This window comes from Lewinella sp. W8, assembly GCF_004375085.3.
Taxonomy (GTDB): domain Bacteria; phylum Bacteroidota; class Bacteroidia; order Chitinophagales; family Saprospiraceae; genus Neolewinella.
On sequence record NZ_SNAQ03000001.1, the window covers coordinates 593,035 to 609,845 of the forward strand.

The 16,811-nt window shown below is 55.4% G+C and carries 24 protein-coding genes; 21 read left to right on the top strand and 3 right to left on the bottom strand.

The window, feature by feature from the left end; genetic code table 11:
- Window positions 1-54: 54 nt before the first annotated feature.
- The 8 genes from E1J53_RS02420 (at window position 55) to E1J53_RS02455 (ending at window position 5,195) form a co-directional block, all read left to right on the top strand.
- Entirely contained in the window at window positions 55-408 is a 354-nt protein-coding gene (locus tag E1J53_RS02420) for a hypothetical protein (RefSeq protein ID WP_134270387.1), read from the top strand.
- Window positions 409-789: 381 nt separating this feature from the next.
- Window positions 790-2,115, top strand: coding sequence for a hypothetical protein (locus tag E1J53_RS02425; protein ID WP_134270388.1), 1,326 nt, complete (start codon window positions 790-792; stop codon window positions 2,113-2,115).
- 10 nt (window positions 2,116-2,125) lie between these two features.
- Window positions 2,126-2,410, top strand: a complete 285-nt coding sequence (locus E1J53_RS02430; RefSeq protein WP_134270389.1) for a hypothetical protein — start codon at window positions 2,126-2,128, stop codon at window positions 2,408-2,410.
- 2 nt (window positions 2,411-2,412) lie between these two features.
- On the top strand, window positions 2,413-2,769 hold the full coding sequence (locus tag E1J53_RS02435) for a hypothetical protein (RefSeq protein ID WP_134270390.1): 357 nt from the start codon (window positions 2,413-2,415) through the stop codon (window positions 2,767-2,769).
- 100 nt (window positions 2,770-2,869) lie between these two features.
- On the top strand, window positions 2,870-3,706 hold the full coding sequence (locus tag E1J53_RS02440) for a hypothetical protein (protein ID WP_134270391.1): 837 nt from the start codon (window positions 2,870-2,872) through the stop codon (window positions 3,704-3,706).
- A 204-nt stretch (window positions 3,707-3,910) separates the two neighbouring features.
- On the top strand, window positions 3,911-4,129 hold the full coding sequence (locus E1J53_RS02445) for a hypothetical protein (RefSeq protein WP_134270392.1): 219 nt from the start codon (window positions 3,911-3,913) through the stop codon (window positions 4,127-4,129).
- Between the two features lie 2 nt (window positions 4,130-4,131).
- Window positions 4,132-4,764, top strand: a complete 633-nt coding sequence (locus E1J53_RS02450) for a hypothetical protein (RefSeq protein ID WP_134270393.1) — start codon at window positions 4,132-4,134, stop codon at window positions 4,762-4,764.
- A gap of 83 nt (window positions 4,765-4,847) precedes the next feature.
- A complete protein-coding gene (locus E1J53_RS02455; protein WP_134270394.1) occupies window positions 4,848-5,195 on the top strand; it encodes a hypothetical protein in 348 nt (115 codons plus the stop codon).
- A 30-nt stretch (window positions 5,196-5,225) separates the two neighbouring features.
- Here the strand turns inward: E1J53_RS02455 and E1J53_RS02460 are convergent, their stop codons facing one another.
- The 3 genes from E1J53_RS02460 to E1J53_RS02470 form a co-directional block, all read right to left on the bottom strand.
- Window positions 5,226-6,200, bottom strand: coding sequence for a hypothetical protein (locus tag E1J53_RS02460; RefSeq protein WP_134270395.1), 975 nt, complete (start codon window positions 6,198-6,200; stop codon window positions 5,226-5,228).
- Window positions 6,201-6,320: 120 nt separating this feature from the next.
- Entirely contained in the window at window positions 6,321-6,875 is a 555-nt protein-coding gene (locus E1J53_RS02465) for a hypothetical protein (RefSeq protein WP_134270396.1), read from the bottom strand.
- 1 nt (window position 6,876) lies between these two features.
- Window positions 6,877-7,713 carry a GTPase domain-containing protein gene (locus tag E1J53_RS02470; protein WP_173021339.1) on the bottom strand — a complete coding sequence of 279 codons (837 nt, stop codon included), beginning with the start codon at window positions 7,711-7,713 and terminating at the stop codon, window positions 6,877-6,879.
- A 248-nt stretch (window positions 7,714-7,961) separates the two neighbouring features.
- Between E1J53_RS02470 and E1J53_RS02475 the strand changes: the two genes are divergently transcribed.
- The 13 genes from E1J53_RS02475 to E1J53_RS02535 all read left to right on the top strand — a co-directional run.
- Window positions 7,962-8,249 carry a hypothetical protein gene (locus tag E1J53_RS02475; protein ID WP_134270398.1) on the top strand — a complete coding sequence of 96 codons (288 nt, stop codon included), beginning with the start codon at window positions 7,962-7,964 and terminating at the stop codon, window positions 8,247-8,249.
- A 100-nt stretch (window positions 8,250-8,349) separates the two neighbouring features.
- Window positions 8,350-8,832: a hypothetical protein gene (locus E1J53_RS02480; protein WP_134270399.1), complete on the top strand. Its 483-nt coding sequence runs from the start codon at window positions 8,350-8,352 to the stop codon at window positions 8,830-8,832.
- Window positions 8,829-10,292, top strand: a complete 1,464-nt coding sequence (locus E1J53_RS02485; protein WP_134270400.1) for a transglutaminase domain-containing protein — start codon at window positions 8,829-8,831, stop codon at window positions 10,290-10,292. Before E1J53_RS02480 ends, E1J53_RS02485 begins: the two co-directional genes overlap by 4 nt.
- 33 nt (window positions 10,293-10,325) lie before the next feature.
- Window positions 10,326-10,604: a hypothetical protein gene (locus tag E1J53_RS02490; RefSeq protein WP_134270401.1), complete on the top strand. Its 279-nt coding sequence runs from the start codon at window positions 10,326-10,328 to the stop codon at window positions 10,602-10,604.
- Between the two features lie 66 nt (window positions 10,605-10,670).
- Window positions 10,671-11,090, top strand: coding sequence for a hypothetical protein (locus tag E1J53_RS02495; protein WP_134270402.1), 420 nt, complete (start codon window positions 10,671-10,673; stop codon window positions 11,088-11,090).
- Window positions 11,091-11,160: 70 nt separating this feature from the next.
- A complete protein-coding gene (locus E1J53_RS02500; protein ID WP_134270403.1) occupies window positions 11,161-11,847 on the top strand; it encodes a hypothetical protein in 687 nt (228 codons plus the stop codon).
- 71 nt (window positions 11,848-11,918) lie between these two features.
- Window positions 11,919-12,353: a hypothetical protein gene (locus E1J53_RS02505; RefSeq protein WP_134270404.1), complete on the top strand. Its 435-nt coding sequence runs from the start codon at window positions 11,919-11,921 to the stop codon at window positions 12,351-12,353.
- 10 nt (window positions 12,354-12,363) lie between these two features.
- The gene (locus E1J53_RS02510; RefSeq protein WP_134270405.1) at window positions 12,364-13,155 is read left to right on the top strand and encodes a hypothetical protein; all 792 of its coding nucleotides are present in this window, start codon (window positions 12,364-12,366) and stop codon (window positions 13,153-13,155) included.
- A complete protein-coding gene (locus E1J53_RS02515; RefSeq protein WP_134270406.1) occupies window positions 13,148-13,549 on the top strand; it encodes a hypothetical protein in 402 nt (133 codons plus the stop codon). The genes E1J53_RS02510 and E1J53_RS02515 overlap by 8 nt, the downstream gene beginning before the upstream one ends.
- A gap of 4 nt (window positions 13,550-13,553) precedes the next feature.
- Entirely contained in the window at window positions 13,554-13,925 is a 372-nt protein-coding gene (locus E1J53_RS02520) for a hypothetical protein (protein ID WP_134270407.1), read from the top strand.
- Entirely contained in the window at window positions 13,922-14,629 is a 708-nt protein-coding gene (locus E1J53_RS02525; protein WP_134270408.1) for a hypothetical protein, read from the top strand. Before E1J53_RS02520 ends, E1J53_RS02525 begins: the two co-directional genes overlap by 4 nt.
- Window positions 14,630-14,642: 13 nt before the next feature.
- A complete protein-coding gene (locus E1J53_RS02530; protein ID WP_134270409.1) occupies window positions 14,643-16,085 on the top strand; it encodes a hypothetical protein in 1,443 nt (480 codons plus the stop codon).
- The coding region (locus E1J53_RS02535) for a collagen-like protein (protein ID WP_173021340.1) at window positions 16,082-16,811 on the top strand (730 nt) is incomplete at its 3' end. The genes E1J53_RS02530 and E1J53_RS02535, both read left to right, overlap by 4 nt.

Genomic DNA, 16,811 nt, shown 5'->3' on the forward strand with positions numbered 1-16,811 from the left:
TCCCGCCCCATTCTCATTGCACCTGCGGCCCCTCGCCGTACAATCATCTTAATCATGGAAAACCTATCCACCCTACCTCCCCGCATCCTTCCGCGCGCCGTGCTGGAGTTCCAGGGCCTCACCAGTGCTCACGGACTCGACCGGATTCCCACCTTCCTGTCGCATTGCCACCTGATTCCCGGCGATCTGACCTACGTGGCTACCGGTGACGGCGAATACACCATCTACCGAATCACCAGCGGAAAGTGTGTTGCCATTACCCCGCGCAATATGGGTAACGGCAAGTTGGCCCGCTTCAAGGTGCTTGCCGTGGAGGACAAGATCACGGCGGGACACTCCGAATACGATTCCCTGGTGGCGGCCATCGAGGCCCTGCCGGCGGAGCAAAAAGATTACGCTACTACCTAGTGACTTTCCGGCCTTCCCCGCTACCCCCGGGAGGGCCCACTGCCGGGCATGGTGACTTTTATTCTGCACTACTTTTCCTCAGAGGGGTTCGATTCCTCTCCCCGGCACTAAACGATGTTGACTAGGGTTTTAGGTGTTTTTCTCCTTCTCCGCCGCTGGCGGAGGAGGCTTGCCGGGGAAGGTCCCCGGAGGGGTTCGACTCCCCTCCCCGGCTCCATTTTTCATGAGATTATCGAAGCGGGTGCGGTGTCTTTAGGTCGTCTACCGCACCCGCCTTTCTCATGCTTTACGTCAAACTCGGCAGGTCTTAGCGGTCCTGCGGGAAGCCCCCGGCGCACTTCGGTTCGCCGGGGTCGCTTCCCACTCTTATTGCAACATAACATGATCGAACTGAAGATCGCCAAATCGTACAAGCTCCTGGACCTGGCCACCGACCTGTGGAACGGCAATAACCCCCAGTACGGGAAGCGGATGAACAGCAACCACATCCAGCTCATGAAGCAGCTCTTTTGGCTACTCAAGAAGCAGGCCAGCAACTACCAGTTGACGGCACCAGCGGCCACGGACGGCTACCTGATGCGCCCCCTACGGGTCAACAACAAGCAGCTGGCCAAGTACCTCAAATGCAGCGAACGGACGGTGCGCAACCTACGTAAGCGCCTGAAGCTGGCCAGCTGGATCAGCGAAGTGTTCCACGGCAGCAACAGCAGCTACGAAATCCACATCAACCCCGACCTGCTCCACCTGGAGGAATCGACCACCGGCGCCAAAAAAAATCTGGCCCCGATTTTCCTCCGGCGGCCGGGTATGCGGAAAGTTTTGCCACATACTCCAACGGGTGTACCCAGTCAGGTTACCAATGAATTAAATGAATTAAGCGGCGGCGAAACGCCGTTAGGGCTTAAAAATCAAGCTCCTGCGGATGCTGGCGCTGTGGAAAACCCATTAAAACCGGTGGAGAAGCCCCAAAACGGCGCTACGCCTACGGCAGCTGCACCGGGTACACCGGGGTACGGGACCGGTTACAAACCCGGCAGGTCGGACCTTGCGGGCAAACCGCAAAACCCCGAACGGGTTACCCCTCCAAAAAAAGTTCCGCGAAAAAAAGGTTCCGCCGCCCCGGCCTTCCCCGCTACCCTGCCGGAGAGCATGGAGGAGATCACCGGCCATCTGAGCCGCCGCGAACGGCAGGTCCTGCAACGCCTGGTGGACACGATGTGGAACACCGCCCGCCGCGAACTCTACGCCCACGACTGGCTGGACGAGCGGCAGCAGCAGATCGGAAAGATTGCCCTGGCCGAATACCTGGTGTACGCTCCCTTCGACCGCCGCCGCTGGAAACGCGGGGCCAACGAAGTGATTGCCCGCATCCAGCTGGCGGCCCGCTGGGTGGAGCGCCGGCAGAAGGCCGGCAAAAAGGCCTGGATACCGATTCCGGAGGTGTACTTCGACGTGCGTAACGACTCCGGCGGATTCCGCAACACCAAAGCCTGGTACAAGGCCCACCTGCGCAACGTGGCCACCATCAAAAACAAGGAGCTGCTGACTAAGGCCCGCAACGAGTACCTGCGCAGCCTGGAGGACGGGGCCAAAGTTGGCCCGGTCGAAGCGCTGCGGCGCATCCTGCAACGCCTCGGAAAGCGGTCCCCCGCCCTGGCCGAGGAATTCAAAACGTCAATTCTCAACGTAGCCCAACCGGCTGCATAAATTCAATCCAATGGCAACGCTAAGACGCCACGTCCGATCGGACAAACCCTCCAGCGCCGGAAGCATCAAGCTTTCGGTCTACTTCAAAGACCACCGGGACCCCAACGGCCGCCCCAAAACCTTTTGGGGCAACAAAAAATACCCGATGGACAAACAGATCACCCGCTTCCGTAGCCTGGTGACCGGCAAATGGTCCGGGAAGGTCGATTGGGCCGCGATCTACGACTGCAGCGCCGACCGTTACGGTAAAAAGATCGCCGAATACAAAAATGGCAGCTGGCACGCAAACTTTTGATCATGGACCAGCAACTCGCCCACCCCCACCCCGTAGAGGCAGAAATGCCCATCGTCGACCGGGTCTACGCCCTGAAGCTCGACAGCATGGAGGTAGACTTCCTGAAGTGGTTCATCGTCCACACCCTGGAAGGCGTCAAGGACCCGGACTACCTCCTGGAGCTGTGCACCCTGGCTGAAATTGGCCGCCGATTCCGGAAGCGCTTCGACGAGCCCCGGAACTGCACCATGAACCTGCTGGCTCACGAAGCCATCGCCCTGAAACGGATGCTTTGGCTGCCGAAGCTCCCCAACCAGGCCAACGTTTTCCGCAACGCCATCCACGGCCGGCTGGATCAGCTCATGCCCGGCATTCACTAAACCAAACAAGCCCCGCCCACGGCATAACCGAGACGAGGCTCATCTTCAAACCGGACCGGCATCCGATAGCAGTTGATTCCGGTCCAATCACAACAAAGTTATGGGATTTTACACGCAATCATTCAAGATCAGCACGGCCGCCATCAGCGCCAACGGCCAGTACCGCGCCTTCGCGGTGGCCATGCGGCTGCTGAACGCGGCGCTCACCTTCGCCTTTGGCTACCGTTACGGTGCCTACATCATCCCTACCGGTAACGCCACCCTATCGGCCATCCTGGGGGGACTGGCCTTCGCCCTCATCTTCGACGTGGCGGCCTTCGGCTGGGACGCTGCGGCCCGCCGCGACGGCATCAGTCCGGAGCAGCGACTGAAGGCGGACAACATGGCCACCGTCAGTATGTGGGCCAGTACGGCCATCAGCGCCGTGCAGTTGGCCCTCACCACCCCGCTGGTGGACCTGTCGGCCATGTACGACGGCATCGGCATGGCGGCCCTGGCCATGAGCACCGTCTTACTGGCGGCCCATTTCGTGCAGGCCTTCGCCTACCGCAACCTTTCCCCGGAGTCCATCGAGGCCCGCATCGATGCCGAGCTGCGCTCTACCCTCCAGGCCATGCAGCGGCGGCAGCGTGAGGAGCTGGCCCTGAAGGTCACCGACCGCGTAGCCGAACGGATGATCGATAACATCGACCGCTTTGCCGATCTGGAAGCCGCGAAGGTTTGGAAGAAACTTACCACCGACATGGGGCACGGAAATTCAGGGGGCGGAGCCCAAGTGCAAAGTTCACCGGAGGAGGAGCCGACCACCACCAAGACTTCCCCACCCACCGAGCCCGTCACCGAAACCGAAACTGATACCGACTTCATCGACTACGAAGAACTGAAGGGAAACGCCCGCACCGGCCTGCACGAAAACCTGAACATGGCCAGCGCGTAAGCTCCCGGACCTGTGCGAATCCGCAATGTGGCCGTGACATCAGCCATAAGCGGAAGAACGCAGCTCATTGCACCCCCCTTTGCCGTAAGAAACACTTCCGTTCGCGACGGATAAGGGTCTGACCAACAATTGACTAAAACTTTCATATCCGGTCGCCGGCGGGCCATTCCTATGCCCGCTGGTGACCGAAAAACAACCACAATCATGCCTAAGAAGCACAAAATCACCGGCATTGCCGACACCTACCAGGGGCGGCGCATCGATAAGTCCGAAACGTGGATAAAGGACCGCCTGCAAGGAAAGAATAAGCCGCCCTTCATCGCCACGGAGACGGGCCAGATGGGAACCAATGGTCACCCGATCGTGAAGTTTCCTGACGGCAGCACCAGCAACCTGATTTACTACACCTACCAAACCCTTTAGCCATGCGCCAAGCTAATTTTTTCATTGCCCTCTTTGTCTTCCTCCTGGCGGGCTACCTGTGCGCCAAGGGCATTGCCTACCAGGAAGCCCATCTACCGGGCGAAGCCGCTCCGGTCGTCGTTCCTTCCGCCGACGTCTTCCCCGACGCCATCCGCTTCATCCCCGACGGTCTGGGTAACCTCCGGTCCGCGGCCTTGACGGCCGAAGAACTGGAAAACGCCTTGGCCACCGGCCGCATCCGCTACGTGATCCGCCTGAACGGCGACGGCAAAAACGACCGGGGGCCCATCAGCACGGCGGAGGAACGCGCCATCTGTGCGCAGTACGGCGTCGAGTACGTCACCAGTCCCGGCCTGCCGTTCTTCGATGGCCACGCCGGCTACGAGCAGGGTAGGGGCTACGTGAAGTCCTACGAGCGCGCCCAGCAGTATCTCCGGCGGGGTGGCGTCCTGATCCACTGTCGGCACGGCCACGACCGCACCGGTGCCATCGTGGGGGCCTGGCTGGCCCACCAGGACTACAACTTCCCCATGATCATTACCCACAACAACTGGCAGGGCTACGGCGACCGTGGCGCGGCTTACGCGCCGTACATGGAAACGGTAAGGGGGCAGTTGGAAAAGGTGGGACGATGAGTAGGGGCCAAAAGCGTAAATGCAGGGTTGCCCGGTGCGGTAAAGCACCCGCACCGGGGAAAACCGTTTGCTCCCGTTGCTACATGCGCAAATGGAGGAAGGAAAACCCGATCAAAGCAGCTTACGCTAATCTCAAGGCCAATGCCAAACGCAGAGGGAAGGAATTTACCATCACCATAGATCAATTCCGGGAATTCTGCCAGCAGACCGACTACATCAAGCGAAAAGGGAGGAAAGCCACCTGCTACCACGTCGACCGCATCGACGAAACCAAAGGCTACACCATCGATAACATCCAGGCACTACCGAACCGGGATAACGTACGCAAGTACGTCCGCTTCAACGCCCATTACGATCATCGCAGCAGACAAATGCTATTCTTTACTGATGTGGTAAGGGAGGAAGATGATGGGGAGGAGGTGCCGTTTTGAAACTTGTCACGGCCAAGCAAAGGATGAAGTTTAATTATCAATTCTTAATAAAGCATCTTTTAGTATTGTAAATGCCCTTTTACCATGCTCCAAAACCTTTTGTTGGTGAAAAAATGCTTTGAATGATGGCATTGTAGCAACCTCATGGTGATTCATTAAGTAATCTAATTCGCTAAACGATTTAGCTTCTTTGTTACTCTGAATAAGAAGGTTGAAATTTACATTCTTTAATGATTCACTTGGTTTAATATAAAGTCGTTTGTAACCAGTGATAAAAAAACTCACAGGATTTAATAACAAAGAATAAGTAGAATAGCTAGCTTTAATAAATTCATCTAAGTAGGCTTCATTTTTTCCCTGTTTTATCGCTTCCTGCATTTTTTGAACGACTCCATTAAGTTCATCAATTGATTTCTGGACAGAGTTAAACTGAGCTCCTTTTGCGATGATGCTTATATAATTTCTTTCATTAGAATGAGCCTCTATACGAAGTGAGTCGCCAATATCCTTATAACCTAGCAAGCAAATATCATCATTGATTGAAGTTGATATTCTATTGAGCGCATCTGAAAACAATGAGAAATCTTGCTTTTCGTCATTTTTTTCAGTTTTATCAACCTGTAAAAGCATAGACTCTTCAAGGCCAAGCATGATCGATAATACCTCTTTTACCTCAGCTAGTGTATGACTTGTATCTTTTTTCACCTTCCCTTCAAGTGTGAATTTAACTCTGTTTTGGTTATCAATTTTTGGACTTTTTTTGTGATTCTGTTCATACCATTCTTTATATGACTCGCAAATAGAAATAAATTGATTCAATACACGGCTGAAACTGTGATGTTCAGCCTCCTTGGAGATAATTCCAAGTTCTACATTACGTCTATGTTCCCCTAATGTTCCTTTTGCATGTAGGAGCCTGCGCAGTAAATCTGTATGTGAGTCAATGCTTTTAAACATTAAATTAAACACCTCGTCAAGATTATTATTTGCAACTAAATCGAACAAGTGGGATGGTTTTACCATTCTGGGAATCTGTTGGTGCTTCAGGTCGGAAACCGTAATTAAGTAATCGAATCTAGTATTAATGTTGACATTAATCCTGAGACAATTGTTTGCTGTGGATAATTATGTTTCATGATCGTTCTGTGTTGAAGATTCAAATGAAAGACGCTCTAATCTCATTTCAAAAGTTGCACGGGTAATAATGTCAATCCTTTGAAAGGCAATTTCCTTAAATGAATAAATTATATCATATATTCTCTTTAAAGCTCTTTTTTCCACCCTAATCTGATTGATGATTCGAATTCTCTTTCTAAGGCTAAATAGATTAAAAAAAACAAAAGCAAATAAGAATATTGCAAAGCCAAAAGAATAAGTCCATTGTTCTAAGTTTTGAGGGTCATTCATCTCGCTTATCCCAATTTTTCCGACTCTAGCAAGAAAGAATAGAGATGTGAGCAAGACAACTCCAGTAGTTGACATGATTAAAATACCAAAATCGATTCTGATTTTTGCATCATTTAGATCGTTGATAGCTTTCGAAGAGTTTTCGGCAAGTGAGATCAACTTTTCAAAATCAGTACTTAAGATTGCCTGATCAGTGCCATGCGCCTCTTGCTCAGCCAAGCTTTTAAAAAGCTGATAAGTTGCACTCTCATTCTTTTCCTCTGGGTCATTCATACTATCGTAATTGTGATATTTTATTAAAGAAGTGTGTCAACATTTTCTTTTTTTGATCATCATCCCCAATTTTAGACATAACCTCCTCTTTATTCCAATGAAACGGCTTTTGATAACAACTTAGAGGAACAGAAGCAATTTTCAATCTTTGGGAGCCTAGCTTTTTGTAAAGATTCTCTATTAATTGGGAAAACTGGCTGCCACCTTCAGGATGATAGTAGGTTTCTGCCTCTAGTAGTTCGGTGGACTCGAAGAAAAGGTCAGCCTTATTGACCACAATAAGTAGCCAAGGTACCTGCTTCCCATTAGCAACAGATTTTTCAATTAAGAAAGAGACTTTTTTGAAATCTTCTAGCTCTGCTAGAAGGTTAAATCTTCGTATTTTGTCGATACTATCAAGACCACGATTTTCAATTGCATCTTGCTTCACAACTGGAGATCTAATGTCGGTATATCCAAAGTCTACTACATAAATAACTCCTTCCAAACTTTTACTTTTTTCAAAAGCTTCCGATAGTCCTTGAAGTCTCTCTTGAGTAGTTTGACCCGGAATTACACGGACTAGATTTGTCCAATCTCCAAAAGTAATCGCCTTCACTTCTACTTCCGTTGAAGTTTGTGGCAACTCCCAAGAAAGATTGTTGGTCTCATTGTATAAATACGCTGCCAATACCGATTTGCCTACACCTGGCCTGCCTAGAATTACAACCTCTGTTCCTGTTTTGTCTAAGGTAGCAAGGATCCATTTCCAATACTTCTGAAGCGTTTTACGGTGCTTGTAAGCATGGTAAGGATACTTTAAAGGTCCTGCAAAATCAGCCCAATCTGAGATTTCCATAGTAAGGCAAATATAAAACCCCACCACGCAAAAAGCGCAGCAGGGCATGTACATAGCTCGAAAGCTCTCATTGCCTGGTAAAAGTAGGGGGTAGAGGGCATTCGGGGCGGACCTTAACTTATAACAGGTTGTTTTAATTTACGGAAAGGGCTACTTTTACTGGTAAAGAGGGAAAAGTAGAGCAGAAGTGCAGCAAAATTGAAGCCAAAGTAGAGCAAAAGTTAAGCTCTGGAGTGTACTCATTGCCCATGAAAGCTTTATCCCAACCGGCCGAGAAGGCCCCCAATCTGCCGCGCTGCGTGCGTAAGTACCAGCTGCGGGATTACTTCGGATGTTCCTACCGCCATTTATGGCGATTCATCATCACCGAAGACCTGTTTTTGTCCTGGGGCTATGATCCGGACAAGCTCAAACGCCGCCGGATCTTCTCTCCGGAGCTGACCAAACTCATTTATACCCACTTCCAAATCCGGGACCTGGACGCTGATCTGAGCGAAGAAATATTACGCCCCGAGCAAGAAAACCAGGGAAGTTGATGCCTTTGGTGGCCTTTGGCTGCGCTCCGTAGTCTTGGCGGACCCTACGTTCTTGGGGTAGGGCGTGGCGACCATTATTTCGAGGTCGCAATCAGAAGGGATGAGCCAACTCCTCAAGATCGCTGGCGGCCTGGCCCTGCTCAACTTCCTGTTGGGCAGCCGGGTCACCGGAGCGATTTACGACCGGATCGAATATGACCTTGCCGGCATCCGCCGGCAGGATGTGCGGATGGACGTCCGGGATGGTCGCGTGGTGGCCCTGGTGAATCTGCGGTTGTTCCTCAAACAGATGTTCGGCATCACCCTTTCGGTGACCGGCGTGGACCTGGCCTTTACCCAGCAGGGGAGCAACCTGGGAATCATCCGGGCCAATCAGCGCATCACCCTGCCGCACGCCCGGGCTACGGAAGTGCCCCTGTTGCTGCTGGTCCCGGCGGGTAACTTCCTGGATCACCTGCAAACGCTCCTCAGCGGTGGCACGGCCACCGCCCTGGCCCCGATCAACATTTCGGGCAGCATCTATTTATCCAACGGTATGGCGGTACCCGTCCGCCTGACCATGAACTTCCTGAGTTTCGCATGAGTGGAAGTGCCTCAACATTGATCCCGCCGCCCGCCAAGGGGCCGCAGCTGCGCAAGGAAGAATACCGGACGGGCGACATCATGAAGGTGGTCCAGGACATCGTGCGGGGCTACGCTCACGAAACGGAGCAGTTTTCCCGGCAGTTTTCCCGCTCGGAGGCCGGGCTGAAGAAGCTCTTTAACTGGGTCTACCGCAATTTCACGTACAAAGAAGACCCTCCCGGTAGTCAGTGGGTGCAAACGCCCGCGTACCTGAACCGCCACCGGGTAGGGGACTGCAAAAGCTACACGGCCTTCATCAGCTCGGTGCTGCAAAACCTGGGCATCGATCATTACATCCGCTATGCGGCCTACGGTACGAGCGAGTACCGCCACGTCTATCCCGTTGCTCTGCTCGACGGTAAGCAAATTCCCCTGGACGTGGTCTACAAGGTGCAACACGGTGGGCGCTTCGGGGAGGAAAAGCGGTATACCAAAAAAAAGGACATCAAAGTGAAAGGACTCTATCAACTCGGCTCCATTGACATGGGGGCCAGCGAAGAAGAAATCATCGGCCAGCTCAAAATGACGCTGGCTGAAGTCGAAAAGATGGACGCCCAGCTTCCGGCCATCAATCCCAGCCGCGACGTCACCAAGATGACGGCCGGGCAGGTGGATAACCTGATCTGGGCCGACCGCTTCGAGATACTGGAGGGACTGACCAAGGACAGCACCCAAAAGTCGGAGTATCGCGCGGCGGCGGCCGCCATGCGTCAGGGAGACATTGCCGGCATCGGTTCGATCCGGAACTCCGCCATCCGCAAGCAGGTGGAGGCCATCCTGAAAAACTCGGTCAAAAAGCAGCGTCCGGCCTTTGCCAACTTCTCCATCAAGATTCCCACCCCCGCCGGAGTAAAGGGACTCTTTAGCGGCATCGGCAATTTCTTTCGCCGGGTGGGGCAGGCCATCGGTAACCTGTTCAAAAAGTTTGTCAACTGGATCTTCTCCGGGGTGGGGAAGAAGATGGGGCCCTTCTTCATCTTTCAGTTCCTGCAACGGGGCAAGATCAAGAGCCCGGAAATCCGCTCGCGCATCGACGCTCAGCAGAAAAGCTACACGTTCATTCGCCGACTCGGCAAGTTCGACGATCAGCAGCTGAAGGGCCTCATGCTCAACGGCATCCTTGAGCGTACCGGAAAGTCGCCCAAGCAAATTGCCGAAGAAGAAGGCGTGCCCCAAATCGGCAACCTGGTTTCGGTGGTCATCGGGGCCATTCAGTTTGTGGTCAAGGTGGTCGAAAAGGTAGCTGGCATCTTCCGCCGGTCTTCCGGGGATGCGGGCCGCATCGACGAAACAACGATGTCCGATCCTTCTCTTTTCGAGGAGGAGCGCCGACTGCAGCAGCAGGGTGGCGGAGCGGGCAACTTCAACCCGCTGCTGCTCGCAGCAGCCGGGATTCCATTCATTCTAAAGGCGCTGTAACCAAATCTTTCACTTTCAAAATTTCCAACCATCATGGCCAAGAAAACGAAGTATCAGCTTCTGATTTCGGCAAAGAAAAGTCACTGCGCCGGTCGGACGACCAAGGCAACGCTGAACAAGCGCAAGAAAGCCTACATCGACCACGCCACGAAAAAAGGTGGCAAGACCAAAGCCGAAGCCACCGCGATTGCTAACCGCGTCGTCAACCGTGGCTGCTCTGCCGGCATCGGCAGCACCAAGAAGAAAAAAACGACCGCCCGTAAGAAGCGGACGACCAAAGCTAAAACCACCGCCCGGCGTCGTCGTCGGTAAAGGTGATTCTTTCATAACCATTTCAACCCATTACCTATGTGTGGTTGCAAAAAATCCATTGGATCTATGGCACGCAGATCGCGCTCCCGCTCCACGAAAGTCACTATGGAAGACGCCTTCGCCGTTGGCGCTGGTGCCGTACTTTCCGTGGTGGCCAACAAAGTCATCAATCAAACCATCCCCGAAAACCTGGCCCCCACGGTCGGTAAGTTCGTACCGATTGCCAAGGCGGCCGGTGGTGCCTACCTGGCCAGCTCGGCCAAGGACCGCCGGCTGAAGATGTTCGGCCTGGGTGTTGCCGCTACCGGTGCACTCGAACTCGGACAGAAGTTCGCGCCCGAGTTCGTCCAGATCGGCAGCGCCGGGGATATGTACCAGCGCCTGGGTAGCGCGGCTCCGAGCCTGACGGAAATCCCCCTTTCCATCAGCGGCTCTTACGCCGAACCCGCCATGCTGGGCGTGGACAATGAGATGGCTACGCTCTAGCCAATGCTTTGAGCATGATCAGGCAGGAAATGGCTCATCCCTCCCTTGAATCATCCTCAACAAGACAAAAATGTACCCTTCCAATAATCGCATTACCGCGACGAAGATGGCCCAGGATATGGCCGTGCGCATGGGCATGGAGCCCAGCGTGGCCCGTCCCCATCAGCTGCACCTGCTGGCGGCCCTGGACCCCAACAAGAACGAATACCTGATCGGCATCAACGAGCGGGAACAGAACAAGATCGACCAGTTCGTACCCATCGGACTGAGTGACCGCGACGGCTTTTTGGCCGTGGGCATGGCCGTCGGCATCCTGCCCGCTCCGGTGGTCAACAGTGTGCCCATCCTGGCCGCCGCCCTGCCGGTCTTCCACCCCGATCCCAACATCTTCGACGGCGCACCCGCCCAGGCCGGAGAGCTGAGCGAGGCCCAGCAGGTGACCCTGCTCTACAACTCCAAGTTCTCCCTCCAGTCGGGCACCGAGAAGCGCATCGAGGATCACCCGACGCTGCCCTTCTGTTACGTCCCCGAAACCCAGGCCAGCGCCTCGACGGCCAACGTCCTGAACGGAATGGAGCTCAAGCCCCTGGGTGCCTCCGTAGCCTTCGCCGGTGCGGACAAAAGCCACCTGACCTTCCGGGTGGACAGCAAAGACCGAAGCCTCATTGCCGGCACGGCCACCCGCAAGAATTACCTCTACGTGATTCTGGACGGTGCCATCATCGAGGGAGCCAACAACTTCCTTTTCGCCAAGTAGGCGAACCCGTAACCTTTGTTTTTCATGGGAGCCCGCTCTAGCCGGGTGGGCTCCCGTTTCAATCCATTCTCATGGCTTACGAGAATATTGTCCGGGGTGCCTACAAGGAAGGTGCCAACGGCCCGGCCATCTGGCGGGAGAACATCATCGTTCCCCTCAAAGCGCCGATCAAGGACTACCGGCTGGAGGAGCGCTCGACGGTCGAAGGCCACCACGCCGTGGGCCTCTACGTGACCCCGCCAGGGGTGACGCTGCGCGACGGCTCCACCGTGGCCGCTGCGGCCATCTTCAACACGGCTTACCTGGTGCTGCGTAACGGCTCGGATGAGGTCATTACCCATCTGTACCTGAGTCAGATCCTGGCGGCCAACGAAGCCGGGTGTCCTTTCGAGATCAGCCTGCCGGGTAAGATCACCATGTCCGATTCTTCTCTGGTGGTGCAGGACGGCCCGAACGTCCAGGCCGATACCGTGCTGGAAATCCAAATCGAATACGTCCGTCAATAGTCCCGACACCATGGCAACCTTTGCTACGCTCACCGTTGATCAGTTCATGCACCGGTTCTTCATCGAAGAATCGCCCTACTGGCGTATTTACAACGCCCACCGCTCCAAGGAACTCATGACCAAGTACCGCCCGGACGCCGACGGCACCATTGCCGAAGCGGAGGTGCTGGACTACAGCTGGATGCAACTCCAGATGTTTTTTGAGAACTCCCCCGGTGGGGTAGGGAAGATCATTCTCAAAAAGAACGAGAACGACAACAACATGAATAGCCCGACTTACTACGTCAAGTGGGGCGCGAGCGCAGGTGCCAGCGTGGCCGGAATCGGCAATGGTATGGGAGTCGGAGTATCGGCCGAAACCCAGCAGATGCTTCAGATGCAGCGGGAGATGTACGAAGGCCGCATTAGTGATCTGAAGGACATCATGAAGCTGCGGCACGAGCTGGAACAACGGGAAGCCGAAATCGAAGGCCTCCTGCAGCCCGGCATTCAGGAACAGCTCATCAGCGGCGGGATTGACCTGCTCAAAACGATGGTCGGCCGCCCGATGGCGGCTCCGGCCCAGCTGGGTACCATTGGGGAGGGAGAACCGCCCCGGGAGACGCCCCCGCCTCCGCCATCCGGTAACCAGGCCCGCCCGCTGAGTATGGATCAGGCCTTCAACGATCTGCTGGCGCTCAAACAGCTGGTGCCGGGCATTCACCCCAACGATGCCCTGCGGGCCGTGGTGCTCTTTGCCCAACAGGATCCCGGACAGGCGACCACCTATTTGAACATGCTAATCAAACAGGTCAATGGGTAATTCTAACAACGTCACCAAGCCGGCCATCGACGTACTGGGTAACCTGCGGCGGATGGTCCACCTGCTCAATCGCATGGCGGGTGGGCGCATCGAGATCGAGCGCGACGTGATCTACGAAAATAACCGTCACTACAATCTGGACGGTGCCGTACACGTCCGCTTCATCAACCGGGGGCAGTCCCCGGTGCTGCTCGATGATCAGGAAGTACTACTCCCCGGCGAAGCCTTCATTGAGGGCGATACCGCAGGGCCCGGGCTGAAGCACAGCTACTCGATCCGCTTTATCGATGAGCTTCCCGAAAAGGCTCCGCTGCCGGCGCCCGAAACCGCCAATCCACCCTTTGAGCAGCCGGGCAACTATCTGGACGTGCGCATCATGCGCCGCAAAATTTGATGCCATGCCGGAAATGCGCAAAGAACGGGCGGCAGCAGCGGCGGTAAACCTGGAGGGAATTTCCATCGAAACCGATCCGGTGACCAGCGGGATTGCCAAGGACCGCCGCTGGGAAACTCAGGACGCGGCCGTGACGATCCCCGCCGGAGCCTATTCGGTCCACGTCCGCCATACCGACCCCACCGGTGGCCAGATCACGGTCAACGGTGAAGCCCTCGGCTTCAACCGCTACTACGAGCGCTCTAGCCGCGAAGACCTGGTGAACCGAACGCAGGACTTCACCCCGGAAGTGGTGATCCTCAACCCCGACGAAAAGAAGGTGACCATCACGGTTTCCTACCCCTCCTCCTCCAACGTAAATCCCCAAGACTTATGAAGTTGACCTTCGCAAAAATTCTGTTCCTGGTAACGCTTCTGTTTGCCCTCTGCTACGACCTTTCGGCCCAAGTGGACGGCGGGGGTGGCCCGCTGGTCACGATTGACTTTGAGCCGGTCTGTGACGACGGAACCACGGCCTTTCACATCCTGCAATTCGTGGTGGGAGAGTCGGCCCCCAACTCCCTGGGCTACGTGGACGGGCAGGGCAACGCCTACACCCCGACCGGCACTCCGGAGGCAGGGGCCTGTGCCGGTACGATGGCCGCAGCTCCGGACTACACGATGGCCGTTACCGCTCTGTGTGATTCTGGCACCCCCTTCTACCGGGTAGCCGTCTTTACTGACAACACCCTGACGCCTACCGCGACGGCAGACTACGAACTGGACCTTTCGACGTCCTACACGCCCGCCGGTACGGTCTACGATGGCCCCTGCTTTACTTCAACCACGGCAACCATTACCCGAGTGGTGGCCACGGGCGCGGGCTCGGTGCCCGCCGGGACGGCCAGCTACTCGATCTGCAACGAAGGAACGGCCGATGCTTCGGTGACCATCGGCGGCGGATCGGCCACTACCCTGATCCCCGGTAGCTGCATCAGCTTCGCCGCCACCGTCGATCCGGTTTCCCGGCAGCGTCGGATTGCCCCGGCGGTAACCTACGATGCTACCGGGACCGAACTATCCATCCTCTACGAACAGTAAGCCCACCACCGCCATGCGCTTCCTCCTTACGCTGCTCCTTTTCGGTATTGTCTGCACCTGCGTCCGCGCCCAGGTAAACGGTGCCGTGGATGCAGAGTACACGGACTTTTGCATGGTCGATTCTTTGCCCGGCGGTCAGCTGGTCCGCTTTCGCCGCCTGGTCAATATCTCCACCCTGGAGGTAAAGGACATCAACCCGGTAACCGGGGGGCTTTACACGGTGGCTGGCACCCTGTTTTCCTGCGAAGAAAAAGACGCTGCGCGAATAGAGAATGATCCGCTGACGGACTTCTACGAGAATTGTCAGTGTACCTACACGAGTAGTCAGCAAGATCATCGGGTGATCGAAATACGGGGTGGGCTGGATCAAGATTATACGGTGGAGTATCAGGAAGTAGTTACCCGGAAATGCTCCTCCGAGAGTAGCCCGGTCGTGATCTTCCGTGACACCCTGATCCGGACAGATCCTTTCCGGACCACCAACCGGATTGAATACCAAATTGAGTTCACTCCGGGGCAGTACGTCGATGATCTGAACGTGCGCCGCTTCCTGACTGGGCAGACGACGGGGAATATCATCATCATTGATCTGGACCCCGCCACGGTGCAGGCCACCTATCCGGGCCTGACTCTAAATGCGGCGGACTTTACCTACGATGGCTCCAACCTGGCGGCGATGGCCACGGCCTATCAGACGGTGCTCGATCACGTTTTTCCCACCACGGTCAATCAGCTATCGGTCTCCTTCGACGATTTTCTGGACCTGGTAATTATTTCTACCCAGTACATGCACGAGCCCACGGGAACCTACGTGATCCTTCCCGGGGCGGATGACCTTAGTTTTGGTGTGAGTGGTACGGCCTCCCTTAACGGGAACGGGATTGTGACCTACGCCCACGGACTAACCACCAGCACGAGCGACTACCCGACGTCGTGCGGCGAAACCATCAACACGGTAGAAAGTGCGCCGTACTTCTTTTTTGACCCCTTGGAGCCCCGCACGATCCAAACCCTGATTGGGGTGGACCCTGCGGTGGTTACCCCGCTAAGTAATCCATTTGCTACCTGCGATGCTCCCCCGGAGTTGTGCGCAAGCCTGGCCACTTCGTCGGTGGCCGTCGATGGCTGCCTGACCATCTGCGATACCGTCACCGTCCAGGTGGTCGATACCGTCCGGGTGGTGATCACCGAAGACCAAACGGACTGTACGGGAGCCCAGCAGCAGGGCCACCAGCAAATCACGAATACGACAGGGATCATCCCTGCCGATACCTACCACAGCGCCACCCTGATTGTCCTGAGCGGCACGGTGGCCGTAACCATCAACGGGGTAACCATCGACTACCCGGCCGGGCTCTCGACCCGCTGGGCGGCTCCGGACCCCTGTGACTTTCTCTCTGAAACTTATTCCATCGACGCGACTAACGGTAGCGTCCTCATCCTTACGATGCAATGAAAAGAATCCTAACCCTTGCCCTGCTCTTTATGAGCCTCCTGGCCACCGCCCAGACGGAAGGCAGCTACGTTCGCGTGACTACCGTGGTCGATGTCTTCTTTAGCGGCGATACGCTCAACGTAATCACCAACGATTCGACTTTCCAGGACACCATCCCGGTAACCGTCGGCCCCGCCGGTCTTTCGGCTTACGAAATCTGGCTCGATGCGGGAAACTCGGGCTCCATTGCCGACTTCCTGAACAGCCTCATCGGAGCCCCCGGCCAGGACGGCGATCCGGGAGCCCCCGGCAGTGACGGTCTTTCGGCCTACCAAATTTGGCTCAACGAAGGCAACAGTGGCACCGAAGCCGATTTTCTTAACAGTTTGATCGGTGCACCTGGCCAGGACGGTGATCCGGGAGCCCCCGGCAGTGACGGTCTTTCGGCCTATCAAATCTGGTTGAATGCGGGCAACAGCGGCACGGAGGCCGACTTTCTGGTAAGCCTGAAGGGTGAAGATGGACAAGACGGCGTAAGCGCCGGAGACAGCACCGTGACCATTCAGCCAGATTTACTTACTGCCGTTGCCGCCGCTACGGGGACGACCACCTTTATCCCCTGGGACACCCCGATTACTACTTCTCCTTCCTTCTACACTACCGCGAATGCCTGGGAAATTGGAGTAAATGACTCGGCATTCTACCGAGTAAAGATCAACGTGAATTTTAACCGTAACCCTGCTACGA